Annotated in this window: 16 protein-coding genes; 8 read left to right on the forward strand and 8 right to left on the reverse strand. The window is 68.4% G+C overall.

The window, feature by feature from the left end; all coding sequences use genetic code 11:
* Positions 1 to 188 precede the first annotated feature (188 nt).
* Together BLU84_RS01545 and BLU84_RS01550 are read left to right on the forward strand one after the other, a co-directional pair.
* The gene (locus BLU84_RS01545) at positions 189 to 1,343 is read left to right on the forward strand and encodes a beta-propeller fold lactonase family protein (protein WP_074861985.1); all 1,155 of its coding nucleotides are present in this window, start codon (positions 189 to 191) and stop codon (positions 1,341 to 1,343) included.
* Positions 1,344 to 1,452: 109 nt separating this feature from the next.
* Positions 1,453 to 1,971 carry a DUF2846 domain-containing protein gene (locus tag BLU84_RS01550; protein ID WP_074861988.1) on the forward strand — a complete coding sequence of 173 codons (519 nt, stop codon included), beginning with the start codon at positions 1,453 to 1,455 and terminating at the stop codon, positions 1,969 to 1,971.
* Between the two features lie 27 nt (positions 1,972 to 1,998).
* Here the strand turns inward: BLU84_RS01550 and BLU84_RS01555 are convergent, their stop codons facing one another.
* The 4 genes from BLU84_RS01555 to BLU84_RS01570 form a co-directional block, all read right to left on the reverse strand.
* Positions 1,999 to 4,107 (reverse strand): NHL repeat-containing protein, encoded by a 2,109-nt coding sequence (locus BLU84_RS01555; RefSeq protein WP_074861990.1) that lies wholly within the window; start codon positions 4,105 to 4,107, stop codon positions 1,999 to 2,001.
* Between the two features lie 114 nt (positions 4,108 to 4,221).
* A complete protein-coding gene (gene bla, locus BLU84_RS01560) occupies positions 4,222 to 5,139 on the reverse strand; it encodes a class A beta-lactamase (RefSeq protein ID WP_083382242.1) in 918 nt (305 codons plus the stop codon).
* A 107-nt stretch (positions 5,140 to 5,246) separates the two neighbouring features.
* On the reverse strand, positions 5,247 to 6,158 hold the full coding sequence (bla, locus tag BLU84_RS01565) for a class A beta-lactamase (protein WP_074861998.1): 912 nt from the start codon (positions 6,156 to 6,158) through the stop codon (positions 5,247 to 5,249).
* Between the two features lie 450 nt (positions 6,159 to 6,608).
* Positions 6,609 to 8,171 (reverse strand): MFS transporter, encoded by a 1,563-nt coding sequence (locus BLU84_RS01570; RefSeq protein WP_074862000.1) that lies wholly within the window; start codon positions 8,169 to 8,171, stop codon positions 6,609 to 6,611.
* Between the two features lie 306 nt (positions 8,172 to 8,477).
* On the opposite strand from BLU84_RS01570, the gene BLU84_RS01575 reads away from it, so the two are divergent.
* Positions 8,478 to 9,359 (forward strand): LysR family transcriptional regulator, encoded by an 882-nt coding sequence (locus BLU84_RS01575; RefSeq protein ID WP_074862004.1) that lies wholly within the window; start codon positions 8,478 to 8,480, stop codon positions 9,357 to 9,359.
* 118 nt (positions 9,360 to 9,477) lie between these two features.
* Here BLU84_RS01575 and BLU84_RS28105 read toward each other — a convergent pair whose 3' ends face one another.
* Entirely contained in the window at positions 9,478 to 9,528 is a 51-nt protein-coding gene (locus BLU84_RS28105; RefSeq protein ID WP_425479316.1) for a DUF6053 domain-containing protein, read from the reverse strand.
* Between the two features lie 35 nt (positions 9,529 to 9,563).
* A complete protein-coding gene (locus BLU84_RS01580) occupies positions 9,564 to 9,908 on the reverse strand; it encodes a winged helix-turn-helix transcriptional regulator (RefSeq protein WP_074862007.1) in 345 nt (114 codons plus the stop codon).
* A gap of 107 nt (positions 9,909 to 10,015) precedes the next feature.
* Here BLU84_RS01580 and BLU84_RS01585 point away from each other — a divergent pair, with 107 nt between their 5' ends.
* The 3 genes from BLU84_RS01585 (at position 10,016) to BLU84_RS26060 (ending at position 13,131) form a co-directional block, all read left to right on the forward strand.
* Entirely contained in the window at positions 10,016 to 10,423 is a 408-nt protein-coding gene (locus tag BLU84_RS01585; protein WP_074862010.1) for a GFA family protein, read from the forward strand.
* Between the two features lie 547 nt (positions 10,424 to 10,970).
* Positions 10,971 to 12,614, forward strand: coding sequence for a M28 family metallopeptidase (locus BLU84_RS01590; protein ID WP_074863252.1), 1,644 nt, complete (start codon positions 10,971 to 10,973; stop codon positions 12,612 to 12,614).
* A 262-nt stretch (positions 12,615 to 12,876) separates the two neighbouring features.
* A complete protein-coding gene (locus tag BLU84_RS26060; RefSeq protein ID WP_139174545.1) occupies positions 12,877 to 13,131 on the forward strand; it encodes a hypothetical protein in 255 nt (84 codons plus the stop codon).
* Positions 13,132 to 13,170: 39 nt separating this feature from the next.
* On the opposite strand, the gene BLU84_RS01595 is transcribed toward BLU84_RS26060, so the two are convergent.
* The gene (locus BLU84_RS01595; protein ID WP_074862013.1) at positions 13,171 to 13,713 is read right to left on the reverse strand and encodes a hypothetical protein; all 543 of its coding nucleotides are present in this window, start codon (positions 13,711 to 13,713) and stop codon (positions 13,171 to 13,173) included.
* Between the two features lie 68 nt (positions 13,714 to 13,781).
* Between BLU84_RS01595 and BLU84_RS01600 the strand changes: the two genes are divergently transcribed.
* Positions 13,782 to 14,882 (forward strand): XVIPCD domain-containing protein, encoded by a 1,101-nt coding sequence (locus BLU84_RS01600; protein WP_170849069.1) that lies wholly within the window; start codon positions 13,782 to 13,784, stop codon positions 14,880 to 14,882.
* Between the two features lie 202 nt (positions 14,883 to 15,084).
* On the forward strand, positions 15,085 to 16,419 hold the full coding sequence (locus BLU84_RS01605) for a TolB family protein (protein ID WP_074862020.1): 1,335 nt from the start codon (positions 15,085 to 15,087) through the stop codon (positions 16,417 to 16,419).
* 84 nt (positions 16,420 to 16,503) lie between these two features.
* Here BLU84_RS01605 and BLU84_RS01610 read toward each other — a convergent pair whose 3' ends face one another.
* Positions 16,504 to 17,211 carry a hypothetical protein gene (locus tag BLU84_RS01610; protein ID WP_139174551.1) on the reverse strand — a complete coding sequence of 236 codons (708 nt, stop codon included), beginning with the start codon at positions 17,209 to 17,211 and terminating at the stop codon, positions 16,504 to 16,506.
* Positions 17,212 to 17,253: the final 42 nt, after the last annotated feature.

A 17,253-nucleotide genomic window follows, 5' to 3' on the forward strand; every position in this document is an offset into this window, starting at 1 on the left:
GCGGTGAAGCCCTGGATCCCCGCTTTCGCGGGGATGACGGTAGGAGGGAGACGACAGGAGCCAACGCCTGCGCGCCGCGCAACCACCATCCCACCCCGGCGCGCTTCACCGCGCAAAGGTGACCTTCGACAGTGGGAAGCGCACCCGCGCCGTGCCGATCATCGAGCGATCCCATCGGAGAGACCGCCATGCCGCTCAAATCGCTCGCGCTGCTGCTGGCGCTGTCGCCGCTGTGCGCCGCCGCGCAGACCTTCGGCGTGGCCGTCGATTCCAAGGTGATCCTGCGCAACGGCGCCGGCGCGATTCCCAAACGCCCGGCCGGCGATTCGGCTGCGTTCTTCCGGCTCGAAGACGGGCGCCTGCGCAAGCTCGGCGAGGTCGCGGTGCCCACCAGCTACCTCGGCCCGCCGACCTCGATCGCGGTGTCGCCGCGCGGCGATCTCGCGCTGGTGCTGTCGTCGTCCAAGGTCGATCCGGCCGATCCCACGCGCTACGCCGCCGACGACCGGCTGTCGGTGGTGGACCTGTCGGGCAAGGCGCCCAAGCTCGTGCAGACCCTTGCGCTCGGCGTGCGTCCCTCGTCGGTCAAGTTCGACCGCAGCGGCGACACCGCGCTGGTCTCGTCCAACCCCGACAACGGTTTCGTCTACCTGTCGATTCGCGACCGCCGCGCCGCCATCGCCGAAAAATCGACGCTGGCGCCGAACATGGGCCCGCTGTCGAGCGCGTTCGCGCCCGACGGCAAGCGCGTGCTGGTCGCGCAATCCGACGCCCAGCGCGTATCGCTGTACGACTGGCGCGACGGTCGCATCGTCCAGCCCGCGGTCCGCGACATGGCCGCCGGCGTCACCCCGTTCACCGTCGCCTGGTGCGGCGCGGACCTCGCCGTGGTCGGCAATTTCGGCATCCCCGACAGCAGCAACGGCGACATCGACACGGTCAGCCTGATCGATCTGGCCGGCGCCAGGCCGCGGGTGATCGACACCGTCGCGGTCGGCTCCGCGCCCGAGGACGTGGCCTGTTCGCCCGACGGCCGCTACGCCGTCGCCGCGGTGCAGAACATGAGCAACCGCCCGGCCGCGCATCCCTGGTATTCGCCGCACAGCCTGGTGGTGCTGCTGAAGATCGAAGACCGCCGCCTGCGCCGCCTCGACGCCGCGCCCATCGGCGCCTGGGCCGAAGGCGTGGCCTTCGGCGACGACAGCCGCAGCGTGCTGGCGCAGAGCATCGACGACCGCGCGCTGCACCTGCTGCGGATCGAAAACGAGCGCCTGAAACCGGCCGGCGCGCCGGTGGTGTTCGCCAACGGCGCGCCGGCGGCGATCGGCGTGGCCGGGCGTTGAGCCGGCGGCGCACGCACGACCCAGGCAGCGGCCATCGCCGCGTGCGCGCGCTGGGCTAGACTGCTCGCGCGTCCGCAGCGGCGGATGCACATTCAGGGGGAAGGGTTCGATGAAGCACACGCTCCGCGCCGCCGCGTTCGCGGCGGTGCTGCTCGCGGCCGGCGGCGCCCAGGCGCAGATGCCGATGGTCATCAACGATGCGGTGTCCGCGGCGGTCAACAGCCAGCGCAGCGCGCCGCTCAAGCTCGCGCCGCCGGACGCCGGCAAGGCGTTGGTGGTGTTCTACCGGGACGTGCCGTTCTGGGGCAATCGCCAGATTTTCGAGGTGCGCGAGGGCGACGCCAGCCTCGCCAGCCTGCGTTTCGGCCAGTACGCCGTGCGCACGATCGAACCGGGCGAGCACCGCTTCGTCCTGGCCGAAGGCGGCGACGGCTCGGCGCTGTCGCTGCAGGCCGAAGCCGGCCATACCTACTATTTCGAGGGCGTGCTGGAGAAGGTCGAGCGGAGCAAGCGCCAGCGCCTGAACCGGGTCGAGGCGGACCGCTTCGAGCGCACCTCGTTCAAGCTCGCGCCGTCCGAGCCCGGCCTGGCCGGGCTCGGCCCCGCCGATCCCGATCCGTTCCAGTGATCGCTCGCGCCGCGCCGCCGCGGCGCGTCACTGCACCCGGATCGCCAGCTCGCGGCGCCCGCCGGCCTCGTTGCCGCTGTAATCGCGCGCCGTCACCCGCAGCGTGTAATCGCCCGGCGCCAGCTCGCTGGGCAGCCACAGGCCTTCGCTCACCCGGCCGCCGCGCACGGTGTTGCTGAGCACGTAGCGGAAGCGGGTGACCGCGCTGCCGTGCACGGTGATGCCGCTGCCGGGCGCGTAGATGGTCTGGGTGGTGTCGTCGGGCGGCAGGCGGTCGAACTCGATGTTCATGCGCGGCGCTTCGTAGCCCGGCAGCGGTTGGCCCTTGGCGTCGAGCCATTGGTAGCCCAGCGTGTACAGGCCCAGCCGCCGGCGCGGCAGATTGTCGTCGACCTGATCCCAACCTTCGGCGACGATTTGCAGCCCCGACAGCGCGCGCGACACCAGCAGGCGGCCCTCGCGTTTGTCCTTCAGCGGCTGGCCCAGCGTGTCGAGCAGTTCGATGCGCTCCAGCCGCGGCGCCACGTGATCGGCGTAACCGACGAAGTTCAGCGCGATGGCGTTGCGCTCGTAACCGCTCGGGCCCAGGCTCAGATGCACGTGCGCCATCGGATTGATCGTGCCGAGCGTGTCGCCGACAACGAAGCGCGTGCCGCGGCGCAGGCGCATGCGTTCGAGTTGCCCGTCGTCGCCGTAGATCGGTTTGAAGCGGGCCGGATCGAGCGGTTCGCCGCGCGCGTTGCGGCCCACGCGCATGTGGATGTAGGACAGCCGGCCGAGTTCGGCGCCTTCGCCGAGATTGCCGAAACCCCACGACGCTACCGGCGCCGACACCTTGGCGTCGGCGATCGCCAGCACCGCCTGGCCGATGTCGCCGCGGATGTCGAGGCCGCCGTGCAGGTGATGGCGCGCTTCGCCGTAGCCGTCGCCGCGCACTTCGCCGAGCGTGCCGACCACTTCGTGCCAGCCGTCCTGCGGTTGCAGCGGCCACCGGCCGGCGGTGTCGGGCAGCGGGTCCGCCTCGGCCGGGCCGACCGGGCCGTTGGCCAGCGGCGCCACCGCCGGCGCCGCGGGTGCGATGCGATGCAAGCGATGGCTGGCCGCGTCGGTCACGTACAGCGAACCGTCGCCGCCGAGCGCGAGTCCGGCGGGACGCGACAGACGCTGATCCTGGGTATCGCCGCTGAGCACCACCCAGTTGCCGTCGCGACGTATCTGGAAGGTCATGCCCATCGCCTGATCGGCGATGTAGAACAAGCCGTCGTGGGTGATCGCCAGCGCCGCCGGCCGCACCAGCGGGCTCTGGCCCAAGGTCGCGGGCAGCAACGACAGCGTCGACACATCGCCATCGGGTTGCACGCGCCGCAGCGCTTTGTTGCGCGTATCGGCGACCCACAGCAAACCTTGCGCATCCAGCGCCAACGCGGTCGGTGTATCGAACTGGGCGATCGCCGCCGCGCCGTCGGCGAAGCCGGGCTTGCCGTTGCCGGCCAGCGTGCTCACCGTGCCGTCGGGCTCGATCACGCGGATGCGGTCGTTGTACGTGTCGGCGACGAACACGCGCCCGCGCCGGCTCACCGCCACGCCCATCGGTCCGTCGAACTGCGCTTGCCTGCCTGCGCCGTCGCGATAACCGGGCGTGCCGTCGCCGGCCAGCGTGGTCACCGCGCCTTGTTTGGAAATCTTGCGGATCGCGTGGTTGCCGGTGTCGGCGACGTACAGATTGCCGTCGCCGTCCAAGGCCAGGCCCGAGGGCGTATTGAACGCAGCGGCCAGGCCGACGCCGTCGACGAAGCCTTCCTTGGAACCGGCCACCGTCGCCACGCGCCCGTCGGGCGTCATCGAACGGATACGGTTGTTGTCGCCGGCATCGCTGAAATACAGCGTGCCGTCGCCGGTGCGCACCAGGCCGTAAGGATCGTCCAGGCGCGCCTGCCGCGCGGCGCCGTTGCGCAGGCCACGCACGCCGTCGCCGGCGATCCACTCCACCTGCGCGCTCCAGTCGTAAGGCGTCGGCGGCGGCGGAGCGGGCTTGAGCGCGAGCAGCGCGCCCGGCTTGGGCTGGAATACGAAGGTGGCGGCGAGGGCGAGGCCGGTGGCGGCGACGGCGAGCAGGATCCAGGGCTTGCGGGACATGCGGTTCCTTGTGGCGCGCGCCGGTTCGCGGCGCGCGGGGGCTTCGATTCCGATTCTAAACCCGCAATTTCCCAACCCGCACTGTGCGATCTCGCGGCTGCGCGCCGCCGCCGCTTACGCCTCGACGATCCAATGCGCGGCCAAGGTCCGCGCCACATCGGCCAGCACCGAGTTGCGCAGTTCGTCATCGCCCCAGGCATCGGTGAGGTAGCTGGCGATCAGCACCGGCTTGCGCCGGCCCGGCCAGACGATGGCGATGTCGTTGGCGGTGCCCTGGCCGGTACCGGTCTTGTGGCCGACGCGCCAGCGCTGGGGCAGGCCCGCGCGCAGCCGCGTGTCGCCGGTCTTGCTGGCCAGCATCCATTCGGTCAGGCGCTGGCGCGAGGCCGGATTCAAGGCATCGCCGAGCAGCAGGCGGCGCATGGTGGCGAGCATGGCGTTGGGCGTGGTGGTGTCGTTGGCGTCGCCCGCGCGCAGCGGCGCGCCGGGCATGCGCTGCATGCGCGAGATGTCGTCGCCGATGCCGTGCAGGAACCGGTTGACTCCGGCCGGATCGCCGACCAGCGGCAGCAGCAGATTGGCCGCGGTGTTGTCGCTGATCGTCATCGACGCCTCGCATAACTGGGCGACGCTGGCGCTGCCGCCGGCGCGGGCGATCGGCGCGGTCGCCGGCGAATACGGCACCAGCGCGGCCTGCGGCACGGCGATGCGCGCGTACAGGTCGATCTCGCCGAGCTCGGCCTTGCGCAGCACCGCCGCGACCAGCGGCAATTTGTAGGTGCTGCACATGGCGAAGCGCTCGTCGCCGCGGGTGGCCCAGTGGCGGCCGTCGGCGGTGTCCAGCACCGCCACGCCCAGGCGCCCGCCGCTGCGCTGTTCGAGCTTGGCCAGGCGCTCGCCGAGCGCATCGCCGCCGCCGGCTTGGTCGCCGTCGGCCGGTGCGGCCGCGACGACGTTCGGGGCGAAGCCGGCGCCCGCACCAGCGACGAGCAGGAAGGTCACCGCGCTTTCCAGGAAGTTGCGTCGTTGCATGGCCGGGCTCCAGTTCAAGAGGAGCCTGGATTATTCGAAGCGGCGGGCGCGGCCACAAACGAAGAATTCTCGCCCCAGGCAAAAGATTTCCTGCTGGCGCGCCGGCGTCAGGCCGCGCCGATCCAGTGCTGCGCCAGCGCGCGCGCCGCGTCGGCCAGGATCGCGCTTCGCGCATCGTCCTCGCCCTGCGCCTGGGTCAGATAGGTCGTAATGAACACCGGCTTGCGCCCCTGCGGCCAGATAATGGCGATGTCGTTGGTGGTGCCGTTGCCGCTGCCGGTCTTGTCGCCGATGCGCCAGCTCTTCGGCAGCCCCGCGCGCAGGCGCTTGTCGCCGGTCTGGTTGGCGATCAGCCAATCGGTGAGCTGGCGGCGCGAGGCCGCGCTCAGCGCGTCGCCGAGCAGCAGCGTGCGCATGCTCGCCAGCATCGCGTTGGGCGAGGTGGTGTCGCGCGGATCGCCGGGCAGGGCGGTGTTGAGCTCGGGCTCGTTGCGGTCCAGACGGGTGACCTTGTCGCCGATGCCGCGCAGGAACCGGGTCAGCCCGGCCGGATTGCCGACCAGCGGCAGCAGCAGGTTGGCGGCGGCGTTGTCGCTGATGGTCATGGTCGCCTCGCACAACTGGGCGAGGCTGGCGCTGCCGCCGGCTTCGGCGATCGGCGTGGTGATCGGGGAATGCGAGATCAGCGCCGACTTCGGCACGGCGAGGCGTTGCTGCATGTCGAGTTCGCCCAGATCGGCCTTGCGCAGCACCGCCGCGGCGAGCAGGAACTTGAAGGTGCTGCACATGGCGAAGCGCTCGTCGCCGCGCACATCGAAGCGGCGGCCGTCGGCGGTGTCGAGCGCCGACACGCCCAGGCGCCCGCCGCTGCGCTTTTCCAGTTCGGCCAGGCGCGCGCGCAGCGCGGCATCGGCGGATGCGGCGGGCTTAGGGCTCAGCGCCGCGGCGCCGAAACTGGCGACGGCGCCGCCGGCGAGCAGCAAGCTGCCGGTGCATTGGAGGAAAGCGCGTCGTTGCATGGGGGACTCCTTCGGGGCGAACCCCGATTATTGGCAGCGCCGCGGGAGGCGGCAAACGAGGAATTCTCGCGGCTGGCAAAAGAAATCCTTGCAGCGGGCGGGGTGCAGCGGCGCAGTTTGCCAAAACGGTCCGATGGCGTGGCGGATCGAGATGAACGCGCGAATGCGACTGCGCGCTGCTTCGCGATCTCCCTGTAGGAGCGGCGCAAGCCGCGACCGCGACACTGCGCTTACGACGAAACCTTCGCTGCGGGCCGTCGCCCCGCGGTCGCGACTCGCGTCGCTCCTACAAGGGCTCCGGTCGCTTCGCGATCTCCCTGTAGGAGCGGCGCGAGCCGCGACCGCGACACTGCGCTTACGATGAAACCTTCGCTGCGGGCCGTTACCCCGCGGTCGCGACTCGCGTCGCTCCTACAGGGGCTTCGGCTGTTTCGCGTTCGTCTTGTGGCGTCAATGGCAGGCCGGCAACGCGGAATTCGCCTGCGCCGCCGCGCCGCGCGCATGCGCAAGCCGTTGCGCCGCGAACAATCGCCAGCTCAGCGCCGCCAGCACTACGACGCCGGCGCCGCCATACCACCACAGCCAGGCGAATCCGTGCACCAGGGCTTGGTGCGCGGCTGCGCCACCGTCGGCGCCCAGGCCCAGGCGTTGCGCGGCGTCCAGGTCGCCGACCGCGATCCGCGCCGCCAGCGTGCGCAGCGTCGCGTCGTCCAGCGTCGCACCGACGGCGCTGCGCAGATGCGCGGCGATGCCCGCGATCAGGATCAACCCCATCAGCGCGATATTGATCGCCAGCGTGATCAGACGCGCGCTCATGTCGATGCCCGAGGCCATGCCCGTACGCGAGGCCGGTACCGAGCCGGTGGTGGTGTTGCTCACCAAGGTGTTGGTCAATCCCAAACCCACGCCCGACAGCACCGCGCCCGGCAGGATCGTCTTCCAGCTCGCCGCCTCCGGCAGGCTGCCCGCGTACATCGCCAGGAAGCCGACGCCGATCAGCGCCAGCCCCAACGGAATGATCCGTCCTGCGCCGTAGCGCTGCGCCCAGCGTTCGGCCAGCGGCGGCATCGCCAGGGTCGGTACGGTGTAGGCGAGCAGGGCGGTGCCGGCGCGGACCGCGTCGTAGCCCAGCGCGCTCTGGAAGTAGATCGGCAGATAGATCATCAACGGCCAGAAGCTGAAGTTCATCCCGATCGAGCCCATGATCGCGCCGGAAAACGCGCGGATGCGGAACACGCCGAAGTCGAACATCGGATGCGCGCGGCGCCGTTCGACGCGCACGAACGCGATCAGGCTCAGCACCGCGGCGGCCAGCACGGCCAGCAACGGCGCATCGCCGTAGCCGGTTTCCGGCGCCTGGGTGATGTAGAACGTCAGCCCCAGCACCGCCAGCGACAGCGTCGCCAGGCCGGCCACGTCGAGCGGATGGTTCTGCGCCTCGCGCGATTCCTGCGCGCCCAGCGCCACCATCGCCCAGGTCAGCGCCGCCAGCGGCGCGTGCACCAGGAACACCCACGGCCAGCTCGACAAGGCGACGATGCCGCCGCCGATGATCGGCCCGAACCCCAGGCCGAAGCCGAACACGATGCCGAACACCGCGAACGCGCGGCTGCGCTCGCGGCCTTCGCGGAACTGGTGCGAAAGGATCGCGAACTGGCTGGTCAGCATCGCGCCGCCGGCCAGCCCTTGCAGGAAGCGTACGGCGATCAGCACCGGCATGTTCGGCGCCAGCCCGCACAGCAGCGAGGTCAGGCCGAAGGCGAGCGTGCTGATCACGAACACGCGCCGACGTCCGTAGCGGTCGGCGAAGGTGCCGGCGGCCATCAGCACCGTAGTGCAGGCCAGGGTGTAGGCGTTCATCACCCACTGCAGGTCGCGCAGGCTGCCGTGCAGCTGTTTTTCCAGGGTCGGCAGGATCACCGGCACGCTGGAGATCTCCAGCCCGAACATCAGCGCGGCCAGGCTGACCGCGCCGAGGGCGAGCGCGTTGCGTGTGGAGACGGACAAAGTCATGGGGGCATCCGGGTGGGTGGTCGGCGAAGCGCGGGCGAGCGGACGCGCCGCAGGCCTGCGGGCTTCGCGTGTGGGGCAGGGCGGGGCGAGCGGACGCGCCGGCGTATCAGCCTCGCGCGGGGCTGCTGCCAGCGTGGTGGCGGCGATGGCGCCGGTTCGCGCGAACCCGGCGCCGCGGCGGGACGCCGGCGGCGATGCGCGCGGCATCGTCCCGGCAGCGCAGCCATTGTGTTCCCCGGCTACTCATGAGGGAAATGATTTGATTTTGTAGAATCCATCGACAGCCATCATCAATCGTGAGGCGCCATGGACTTCGATCCGACCCTGCTGCGCACCTTCGTCGCCGTGGTCGAAACCGGCGGCTTCACCCGCGCCGGCGAACGCCTGCACCTGACCCAGTCGGCGATCAGCCACCAGATCCGCCGGCTCGAAGACCAGGTCGGCCGCGCCTTGCTCCACCGCACCACGCGCCGGCTGATGCTGACCGAGGACGGCGAGGACTTCCTGCGCCACGCGCAACAGATCCTGCAGTCGCTGGAAGCGTTGGCGCGGCGCTTCCAGCCGTCGCCCATCGCCGGCAGCGTGCGCTTCGGCGTGCCCGAGAATTTCATCGGCGACCGCCTGCCCGGCCTGCTGCGCCAGTTCGCCTGCGCGTTTCCGAACGTGCGCATGGACGTCAACGTCAGCATGAGCATGGACCTGCGACAGATGGTCGACAACGACGAACTCGATCTGGCCGTGGTCATCGGCCTGCCCGAGCGCAGCGGCGAACAGGTGCTGCGGCGCACGCGCTTCGTCTGGGTGGCGGCCGATCATTTCGACATCGCGGCCGGTCGCTCGCTGCCGTTCGCGTTCTTTCCCTCGCCCTGCGTCAACCGCCACATCGGCGTGTCCGCGCTCGACGGCACCGGGGTGGACTGGCATGTGGTGTTCACTTCGCCGAGCCAGCAGGGCCTGCTCGCCGCGGTCGCGGCGGGGCTGGGCATCACGGTGATGGTCGAAGACGACGTGGAGCCCGGCATGCGCATCGTCGACGGCCATTACGGCCTGCCGAAACTGCCGCCGGCCGAGTTCGTGCTGCTGCGTCGCCCAGGCGCGTGCACGCCGGCGGTGGCCGCGTTCGGGCGGATGATCGAAGAGCTGCCCGACAGCGCGCCGAGCCCGGCGCGCACGCTGCGCAGCGCCTGAGCGCAGCCGGCGCGCGCTTGCGGGCGGCCTTTCTTGCGAGGCTTTCCTACCTTGTGGGACAGCCTTTCTTGTGGGGCAGCCTACTTGTGGGAGGGCCTTCAGGCCCGATGCTCTTGTTTCAGATCGAGGCGAACTGGAACAAGAGCATCGGGCCTGAAGGCCCTCCCACAAAAGCCCGGGCTACGAGCTACGACACCGCCCCGCTCAAGCCAGGTTCCGCTCCGCCGCCGCCATCCGCTGTTCGTGCTGCTTGCCCCAATGCGACAGCACGCCGATCGCCTCGTTCAAGCTCACTCCATACGGCGTCACCGAGTACTCGACCTTCTGCACCGCGCCGGGGAACACCTCGCGCCGCACCAGCGCATCGGTCTCCATCTCGCGCAACTGTTGGGTCAGCACCTTCTCGCTGATCCCCGGCAGCAAGCGCTTGAGCTCGCCGAACCGGCGCGGCGCCAGATTCACTTCCCACAGGATCATCGTCTTCCACTTGCCGCCGATGGCGTTGAGCGCGGTGGCCAGGCCGCATCCGTCTTGTTGAAGGCGTTTCATCGCATCGTGTCCTTACTTCGAGGTAAGCGCGCACCGCAAAGTAGGTAATTTACAGGCCCGCCGCCGGCGCCGACCATGCCCGCCCGAACCGTCCGCGAGCGCCCCGCATGAGCGACACCGCACCCACCCGCACCGCCGCCTGCGCCTGCGGCCAGCTGCGCGCGCACACCTACGGCGAACCGCGCAGCGTCTACGCCTGCGCCTGCCTGGACTGCCAGCGCGCCACCGGCTCGGCGTTCTCGTATCGCGCCCGTTATGAGCTCGCGCAACTGCGCATCGAAGGCGGGGCGCGTGCCTGGCGCCGCGGCAGCGATGCCGGGCGTTGGGTTGAGCAGCACTTCTGTCCGCATTGCGGCACGTTGGTTTACATGACCGCCGAGTCGTTGCCCGATGGCGCGGTCGTCTCTGCCGGCTGCTTCGCCGATCCCGAGTTCGCGGCGCCTGGGCGGCTCTACCGCGCGAGCCGGAAGCACGGATGGTTCGACCCGGGCGCTGCTATCGAAACCGTGGGGTGAGGGGCGTTGTCCACGTCGGTCGGCCGGATGTGCGAGCGTGGCGGACGCGCGCCGGCGGTTGTAGTGGCGCGGTCGCGGCTCGCGCCGCTCCTACAGGGGCTTCGGCTGCATCGCGATCTACCTGTAGGAGCGGCGCAAGCCGCGACCGCGCCACCCCAATCGCCGGCGTCACCCAACCCAAGCCGCCGCCAGACCGCCACGAGCCGACCGAAGCCCCTGTAGGAGCGACGCAAGTCGCGACCGCGCCACCTCAACCACCGGCGCACCCCGCCTGCCGCGACGTCCCCGCCCACCCGACCGCCAGGCCCCACCTGTGACGCCCCTCACGCCCCCATCGCCCCGCAGCGACCAGCACCGCGCCGTCACCAAGCCCCACCCCGACGACCGCCCCCAGAAAATCCCCCCGCCACCCGCCCGCGGATCTCCGCCCCATCCGCCAATAGACCCGTCACGCAGGCCTAGCTAGTATCGGCCGACCACCCCTGGGGCCCCACCTATGAAATTGATCGCCACTCCGCTGGCGGTGCTTTGCGCCGCCGTCCTGTCGATGCCCGCCTACGCCGCCAAGCCGGCCAAGGCGCCGAAAGCGCCGAAGACGCCGCTGTTCGACACCAAGCGCCTGTCCGAGGAAGTCAAAGTCCTCTCCTCCGACGAGTTCGAAGGCCGCGGCCCGGCGACCGAGGGCGAGAAGAAGACCATCGATTACCTGATCGCCCAGTTCAAGGCGGCCGGCGTGCAGCCCGGCGGCGACCTCAAGGACGGCAAGCGCCTGTGGACCCAGGCCGTGCCCCTGCTGCGCTCGCAGATCAGCGGCACCCCGAACCTGTCGGTGGCGGTGAAGAAGAAGGCCCGCCCGCTGGTGCAGGGCAACGACATCGCCGTGCGCGCCGCGCTCGACGGCTCCAAGGCGGTCAACATCAAGAACGCGCCGCTGGTGTTCGCCGGCTACGGCGTCAGCGCCCCCGAGCGCCAGTGGGACGACTTCAAGGGCGTGGACCTCAAGGGCAAGGTCGCCGTGGTCCTGATCAACGACCCGGACTTCGAAGCCGGCGCCGGCCCGTTCGGCGGCAAGGCCATGACCTACTACGGCCGCTGGACCTACAAGTACGAAGAAGCCGCCCGTCGCGGCGCGCTCGGCCTGCTGATCGTGCACGAGACCGACCCGGCCTCGTACGGCTGGGCCACGGTCAAGAACTCCAACACCAACACCATGTTCGACGTGGTCCGCGACAACCCCGGCGCGACCCATCCGACCCTGGAAGGCTGGATCCAGCGCGACACCGCGGTGAACTTGTTCAAGAGCGCTGGCCTGGACTTCGAAAAGCTCAAGAAGCAGGCCCAGACCCGCGACTTCAAGCCGGTGGTGCTGAAGAACGTCACCTTCTCGGCCAACTACAACGTCGACAGCGAAGTGATCACCTCGCAGAACGTGGTCGGCCGCGTCGACGGCAGCAAGCGCCCGGACGAAACCGTCATCTACAGCGCGCACTGGGACCACCTGGGCATCGGGCAACCCGACGCCAAGGGCGACACCATCTACAACGGCGCCGTCGACAACGCCACCGGCACCGCCGCGCTGATCGAAATGGGCCGCACCTTCGCCAAGGCCAAGAAGCCGCAGCGCTCGGTCGTGTTCCTGGCGGTGACCGCGGAAGAGAAGGGCTTGCTCGGCTCGGAGTACTACAGCGCCAAGCCGCTGTACCCGCTGGCCAAGACCGTCGCCGTCATCAACACCGACGCGCTCGACCCGGGCGGCATCTCGCGCGACTTCACCACCTCCGGCAGCGCCAAGCAGGAACTGCTGGACGAACTGATCGCCACCGCGGCCAAGTGGAACGTCGCCTACGCGCCCGACCCGAAGCCCGAGGCCGGCCACTTCTTCCGCTCCGACCACTTCCCCTTCGCCAAGCGTGGCGTCCCGGCGGTGTCGTTCGGCTCGGGCGAAGACAAGGTCGACGGCGGCGTCGCCGCGGGCAAGGCCGAAGGCGAGGCCTACGTGAAGGACCGCTACCACCAGCCGGCCGACCAGTGGGAAGCCAGCTGGACCTTCCAGGGCATGGCGCGGGACCTGCAGATTCTCTACACGTTGGGCAGCGATCTGGCGAATTCGAACCGCTGGCCGAACTGGGCGGAGGATTCGGAGTTCCGGGCGGCTCGGGATGAGTCGGCTGGGGAGCGTTCGGCGAAGTAGTTAAGCCGCAGAGCGTCTGCGAAAAAGGCCGTAGCGATTCGATTCGCTACGGCCTTTTCTTTGATGAAAATCATCGGTAGCAGGCCTCAGGGCCACTTGATAACCCATCGATCCCGTCACCGTGGTCCCGGCGCGCATCTGCGGTAACTCAGCGCCGGATGCCCGAGGCGCGGCTGCACCACAATCCGGTTGTCTGCGCCAAAGCTGCGGGTCAGACTTGGCCGGACGCGCAAACTGCCGTCGTATTTGCGAAGGGAGCCTTATGGCCGCGCCGTGGACAACGTTCTATTACGGAGAACTGGCGGTCGGTGAATTCCCCTCGCCCGGCCCCAGAAAACCGGGCGCCTACTCGTACATGGCGTATCGCGGCCCGGGTCACTACGAAATGGGCGTGGCGTTGAAGAGCGAGCCTGGCGTGCGTTGCTGGTTGCGCCAGAAAGACGGATCGCGACTCGGCTTTTCCGTCATGGGCTGGCGCGAGGAGAAGCTCGTGTTGGCGGATTTTTCGCTGGAGTAAGCAAGCAAACGCGTTGCGCCGGCATTTGGCGATAGCTCTCTATTGGTTGGGGCGTCGATAGATCTCGATCACCCGTAAACACTCTTTCCCACCGAACTCGCCAGTCAGATCGATCCGCACCTGTGCGTTCTCGAACCGATAGTCCACGTGGCCGGAAACGATATCGCTACCGGCTATGGCCGACAGGCGCTGCGCGCCGATCCAGGCGGCCGCGCGCGCGCTGGGCAGGCAGGGTTGCGCGGCCACATCCATACGCACATCCCGCGTAACGTCGCCGGTGGCGTTGAGGTCGGTCAAGGTTTGAATCAACACGGTGCCGTCGTCGAGGGTAATTGCTTGCTTCGTGTTGACGAGCGGAGAAAGCGGCGTGCCGGCAGCGACACCATAGCGTGCCTGGAGTGACGAGACGATTTGGCTTATGCCCTTTGCACCTAGCTGTGCAGGTTGGCCGATCAGGCCCCTCGCATCGAGTGAATCTGTCTCAGGCTTGCGCTGATGGGCGCTGCAGCCCACAAAAAATACAGCCAATATCGAAATGCGAAACATGCAGTTGCGCATTGAGAGTTTCAGGCTGCGCTTCATTGTCTAGTCCCTGCCGATTTTAGCGAGTATAAACGCCACTAGCAGAGCATGGATGGGGAAGGGGCGTCATGGATGATGAAAGCATGCAATCTCGCTACGAACGTAATGCGGAGTATCTTCGTGGGCACGCCGGCTTTGCTGAGCTCCCATCACGTTTTCGCCAGTTGGTGCTGAGTTCGCCCAATGCCAGCTCGGATTTCGTTTCGTTCTACGCCGGTGGCGGCCGAGTCGTGGGCGATCCCAATGAGTCGCTGGCTTCGTATCGTGCGGAGCCGCAGCGCGAAATCCGCATTAATCAAGCGCAGCTCGAGTTCGCCAAGACGCGGGAAGGTGCGCATTTAGTCGATGGGATGTTCTCCACCATCGCTCACGAGATCGGCCACGACAAGGATCGCGATGCAAGCTTTCCGCGAGGATCGGCCGACGAGTACGTACAGTTTCGGAGCGAAAAAGAGGCAAGGGCGATCTTCAACGCGTTCCCCATCTTCGCCGATCTGGCGAAAAGCGATCCGTCGTTCAAGCCGGTCTGGAAAGACCTGGGCTACAGCCCGATGGGGTTGGCGTGGCCGCCGGTCTATAACCAATGGCGAAGCGGCGCTCTCGACGAAGCGGGGGCAATCAAGGAAATGGCCAAATCGGTCGCCGATTTTCCCTACACCCGTCGCGATGGTTTGACCGATCACAGCGGCGACGGCCGCTTGACTCAATGCGACCTGTACTTGCACGACTACCAGGGACTTTTGCGCGGACAGGACGCAGGCGGTCGACGGCCTGGAGCGGAACCGGCCGAGTCTTCTGCGCATCCGCTGTTGAATGGACTGGAACCGAAAGTCAAAGACGCGTTGCGGCATGGCGGGCTGACGTTGACCGACAGCGAAGTCGGTAGCGTTACGATGAGCTTGGCGGCTCGGTCAGCCCAGGCCCGATTGGGGGCTGTAGACCATGTCGTTCTAGGCGTCCCGGTTGCATCGGGAGAGCGAAACATTTTCGCGGTTCATGGCGAATTGGGCTTTCCGGGGCACCACCGGACTCATGTGGTTTTGGCGGAGGCGGTCGCCATGCCGACGCAGGATTCATTGCGTGCTCTGATGGCCGCTCAGTCTCAGGACCGGTCAGTGCAAGATCCGCGACAAGACGAAATTCAACGGGCGACCGTGGTTCGCAGCTGAAGATAAGGCTGATTTTGAGCCCGGCTCGGTCAGCGCCGTAGCGGTGCGCAACGGGCTGCCACGACATCTGGCCCCGATCCCGTCGGAGCATGAGCCGTTCGCGTCGCAATCGGCGAGTACCGGTTCGATGACGGTGATCTCGCGTCGCGCATCGACCGCCGTTCGCACTGTTCCCTTCCTGCCCGTACAAGGATGCACTGCCATGTTCGCTACCCCTCTCGCGATCTCAGCCCTCGCGCTGGCCCTGTCTGCCGAAGGCATCGGCATCGAGCCGCCGATACAGCCGGTGCAACTCATCAGCCATGTGCACGGGAAATCGGAGCCCGTCTGGGATGCGTTCAACGCCCAAATCAGCGCCGACGGCAACACCATTGTGTTCACCTCCGCCGCCGACGACCTGATCGATGGAATCGACACCAACGGCCATCGCGACGTGTTTCTTTACGACCTGGCCTGCGAGCGGATGGTGCGCATTTCCGACTCGGTCGCGGGCGTCGAGGGCAATGCCGATTCCAGCTCGGGGTCGGTCAGCGGCGATGGGCGTTATGTCGCGTTCGCTTCGCACGCGAGCAATCTGGTGCCGGGCGATGGGAACGCCGAGGGGGATGTGTTCCTGCTGGATCGCGACACTGGCCAGTTGCGGCGGATCAGCGCCGCGCCGAACAGCTTCCCGCGTCCGCGCAAGGAAGGCTCGTATGCGCCGCGCATCAGCGCGGACGGCCGCTTCGTCGCGTTCACGTCCAACACCGATACGCTGGTGAGCGGCGACGATAATCGCACCAACGACGTGTTTTTGTACGAGATCGCCAGCGGCCGAATCGAGCTCGGCAGCCGCGCGGCCGACGGTGGCTTCGCCGATTCCAACAGCGGCCATGCGGAAATCAGCACCGACGGGCGCCGCCTGCTGTTTACGTCGATGGCCAGCGATTTGCTCGGCGCGCCGAGCGATCGTGGCCATTTGTATCTGCGTGATCGTCTCACCGGAATTACCGAAATGGTCGACCGCGCGCCCAATGGACAGCCGTCCGATGGCGACCGTTCGGACATGATGTACGCGCTCAGCGGCGACGGGCGCTATGCCGCGTTCACCAGCCGCTCGGCGCGGCTGTGGCCGGGGACGTGGAGCGCGCGCGTGCTGTTCCTGCGCGACACGCAACTCGGTACGTTGCGGCCGATCACCGCGGCGCCGGGCGATGCGATGAACAACTGGTACTCCGCGACGCCGGCCTTGAGCTACGACGGCTTATGGCTGGCCTACATGTCGGGCAATGCCAGTCTCGACCTGAGCATGCGCCACCGCAGTTTGTTTCTGCGCAAGCTTGAGGGCGACACGTTGGCGTTGACGCCGACCGACGGCAATACGCTGGAAGGCACCAGTTGGTTTCCAAGCCTGAGCGCCGATGGCAATCGGGTGGTGTTCGAATCGAACTCGCGCGACTTGATTCCAGGCGTCAGCGATGGCGGCCGCGCGATCTATCTGTTCGATTACGGTGGTGGCGGCTCGTCGAAGTGCGTTTCGCGGGCCGGCGGGCGTTAGGTCGCCGCGCGGCGGCTGCGAGCACGAAGCCCCCCGACTCGCGCGCCTCAGAGCGAGCGAGTCGAGGAGGCAAGCTTATGGGGCTCAGTGCGCGTGCCCGTTGAGCTTGAGATACGCCGCAGCAAACGGATCGAGCTCCATATCGCCCAGATCGGCGTAATCGGTCTCGCGATAGTCGCCGGTGGCGGTGAAGGCCTCGGCCGTCGGTAGGCGTTCCAGCTTGACCAGCTTCAGCTCGTAAGCGCCGGTATCGCCGGCCTTCGGCTTCGCCGGTCCGGTGCGGTAGTACGCGGGCAGGCCTTCGGCCGCCAGCCACTGCAGCGCGATCGGTTGCCCTTCGGCGCTTTCGCCGCGATAGCGTTCCGCACTCAACCCCAGCACCTTGGCCGAGCCATCGCGCTGGAGCTTCTCGCGCAATTGCGGATTGATCGGGCTCGCCAGTTGTTCCCACTGCGGCATGCGGCCGGTGGTGCGCAGGTCGCCGGGCGCCCAGGCGATGCTGCGTTTTTCCGTGGCGAACAGTTCCAGGCGGGCGATGCCGTCGGGCGTTTGCCGCCACAGTTCGGCCGGTTCGCCGGGTTGGCGGTATTCGATGCGGTCGGCGGCGCGCACCAGGATCAGGCTGCGTTCGCCGCGGGCGTCGCGCACGCTGTAGTGCGCGACCAAGGCCTGCGTATCCGGTGCGACGGCGGGGGCGATCGCGACGTTCGTGGCGGCGGCAGGCGTCGCGTTCGCCGTGGCCGCATTGCCGGCCCACGCGGGGCTGGCGAGCGCGAAGGCGAGTGCGAGCACGAGGCCGCTGCCAGCGACGACCCGCCGCACGCCGGCGGCGGG

Source organism: Lysobacter enzymogenes (assembly GCF_900106525.1).
GTDB classification, from domain to species: Bacteria; Pseudomonadota; Gammaproteobacteria; order Xanthomonadales; family Xanthomonadaceae; genus Lysobacter; species Lysobacter enzymogenes.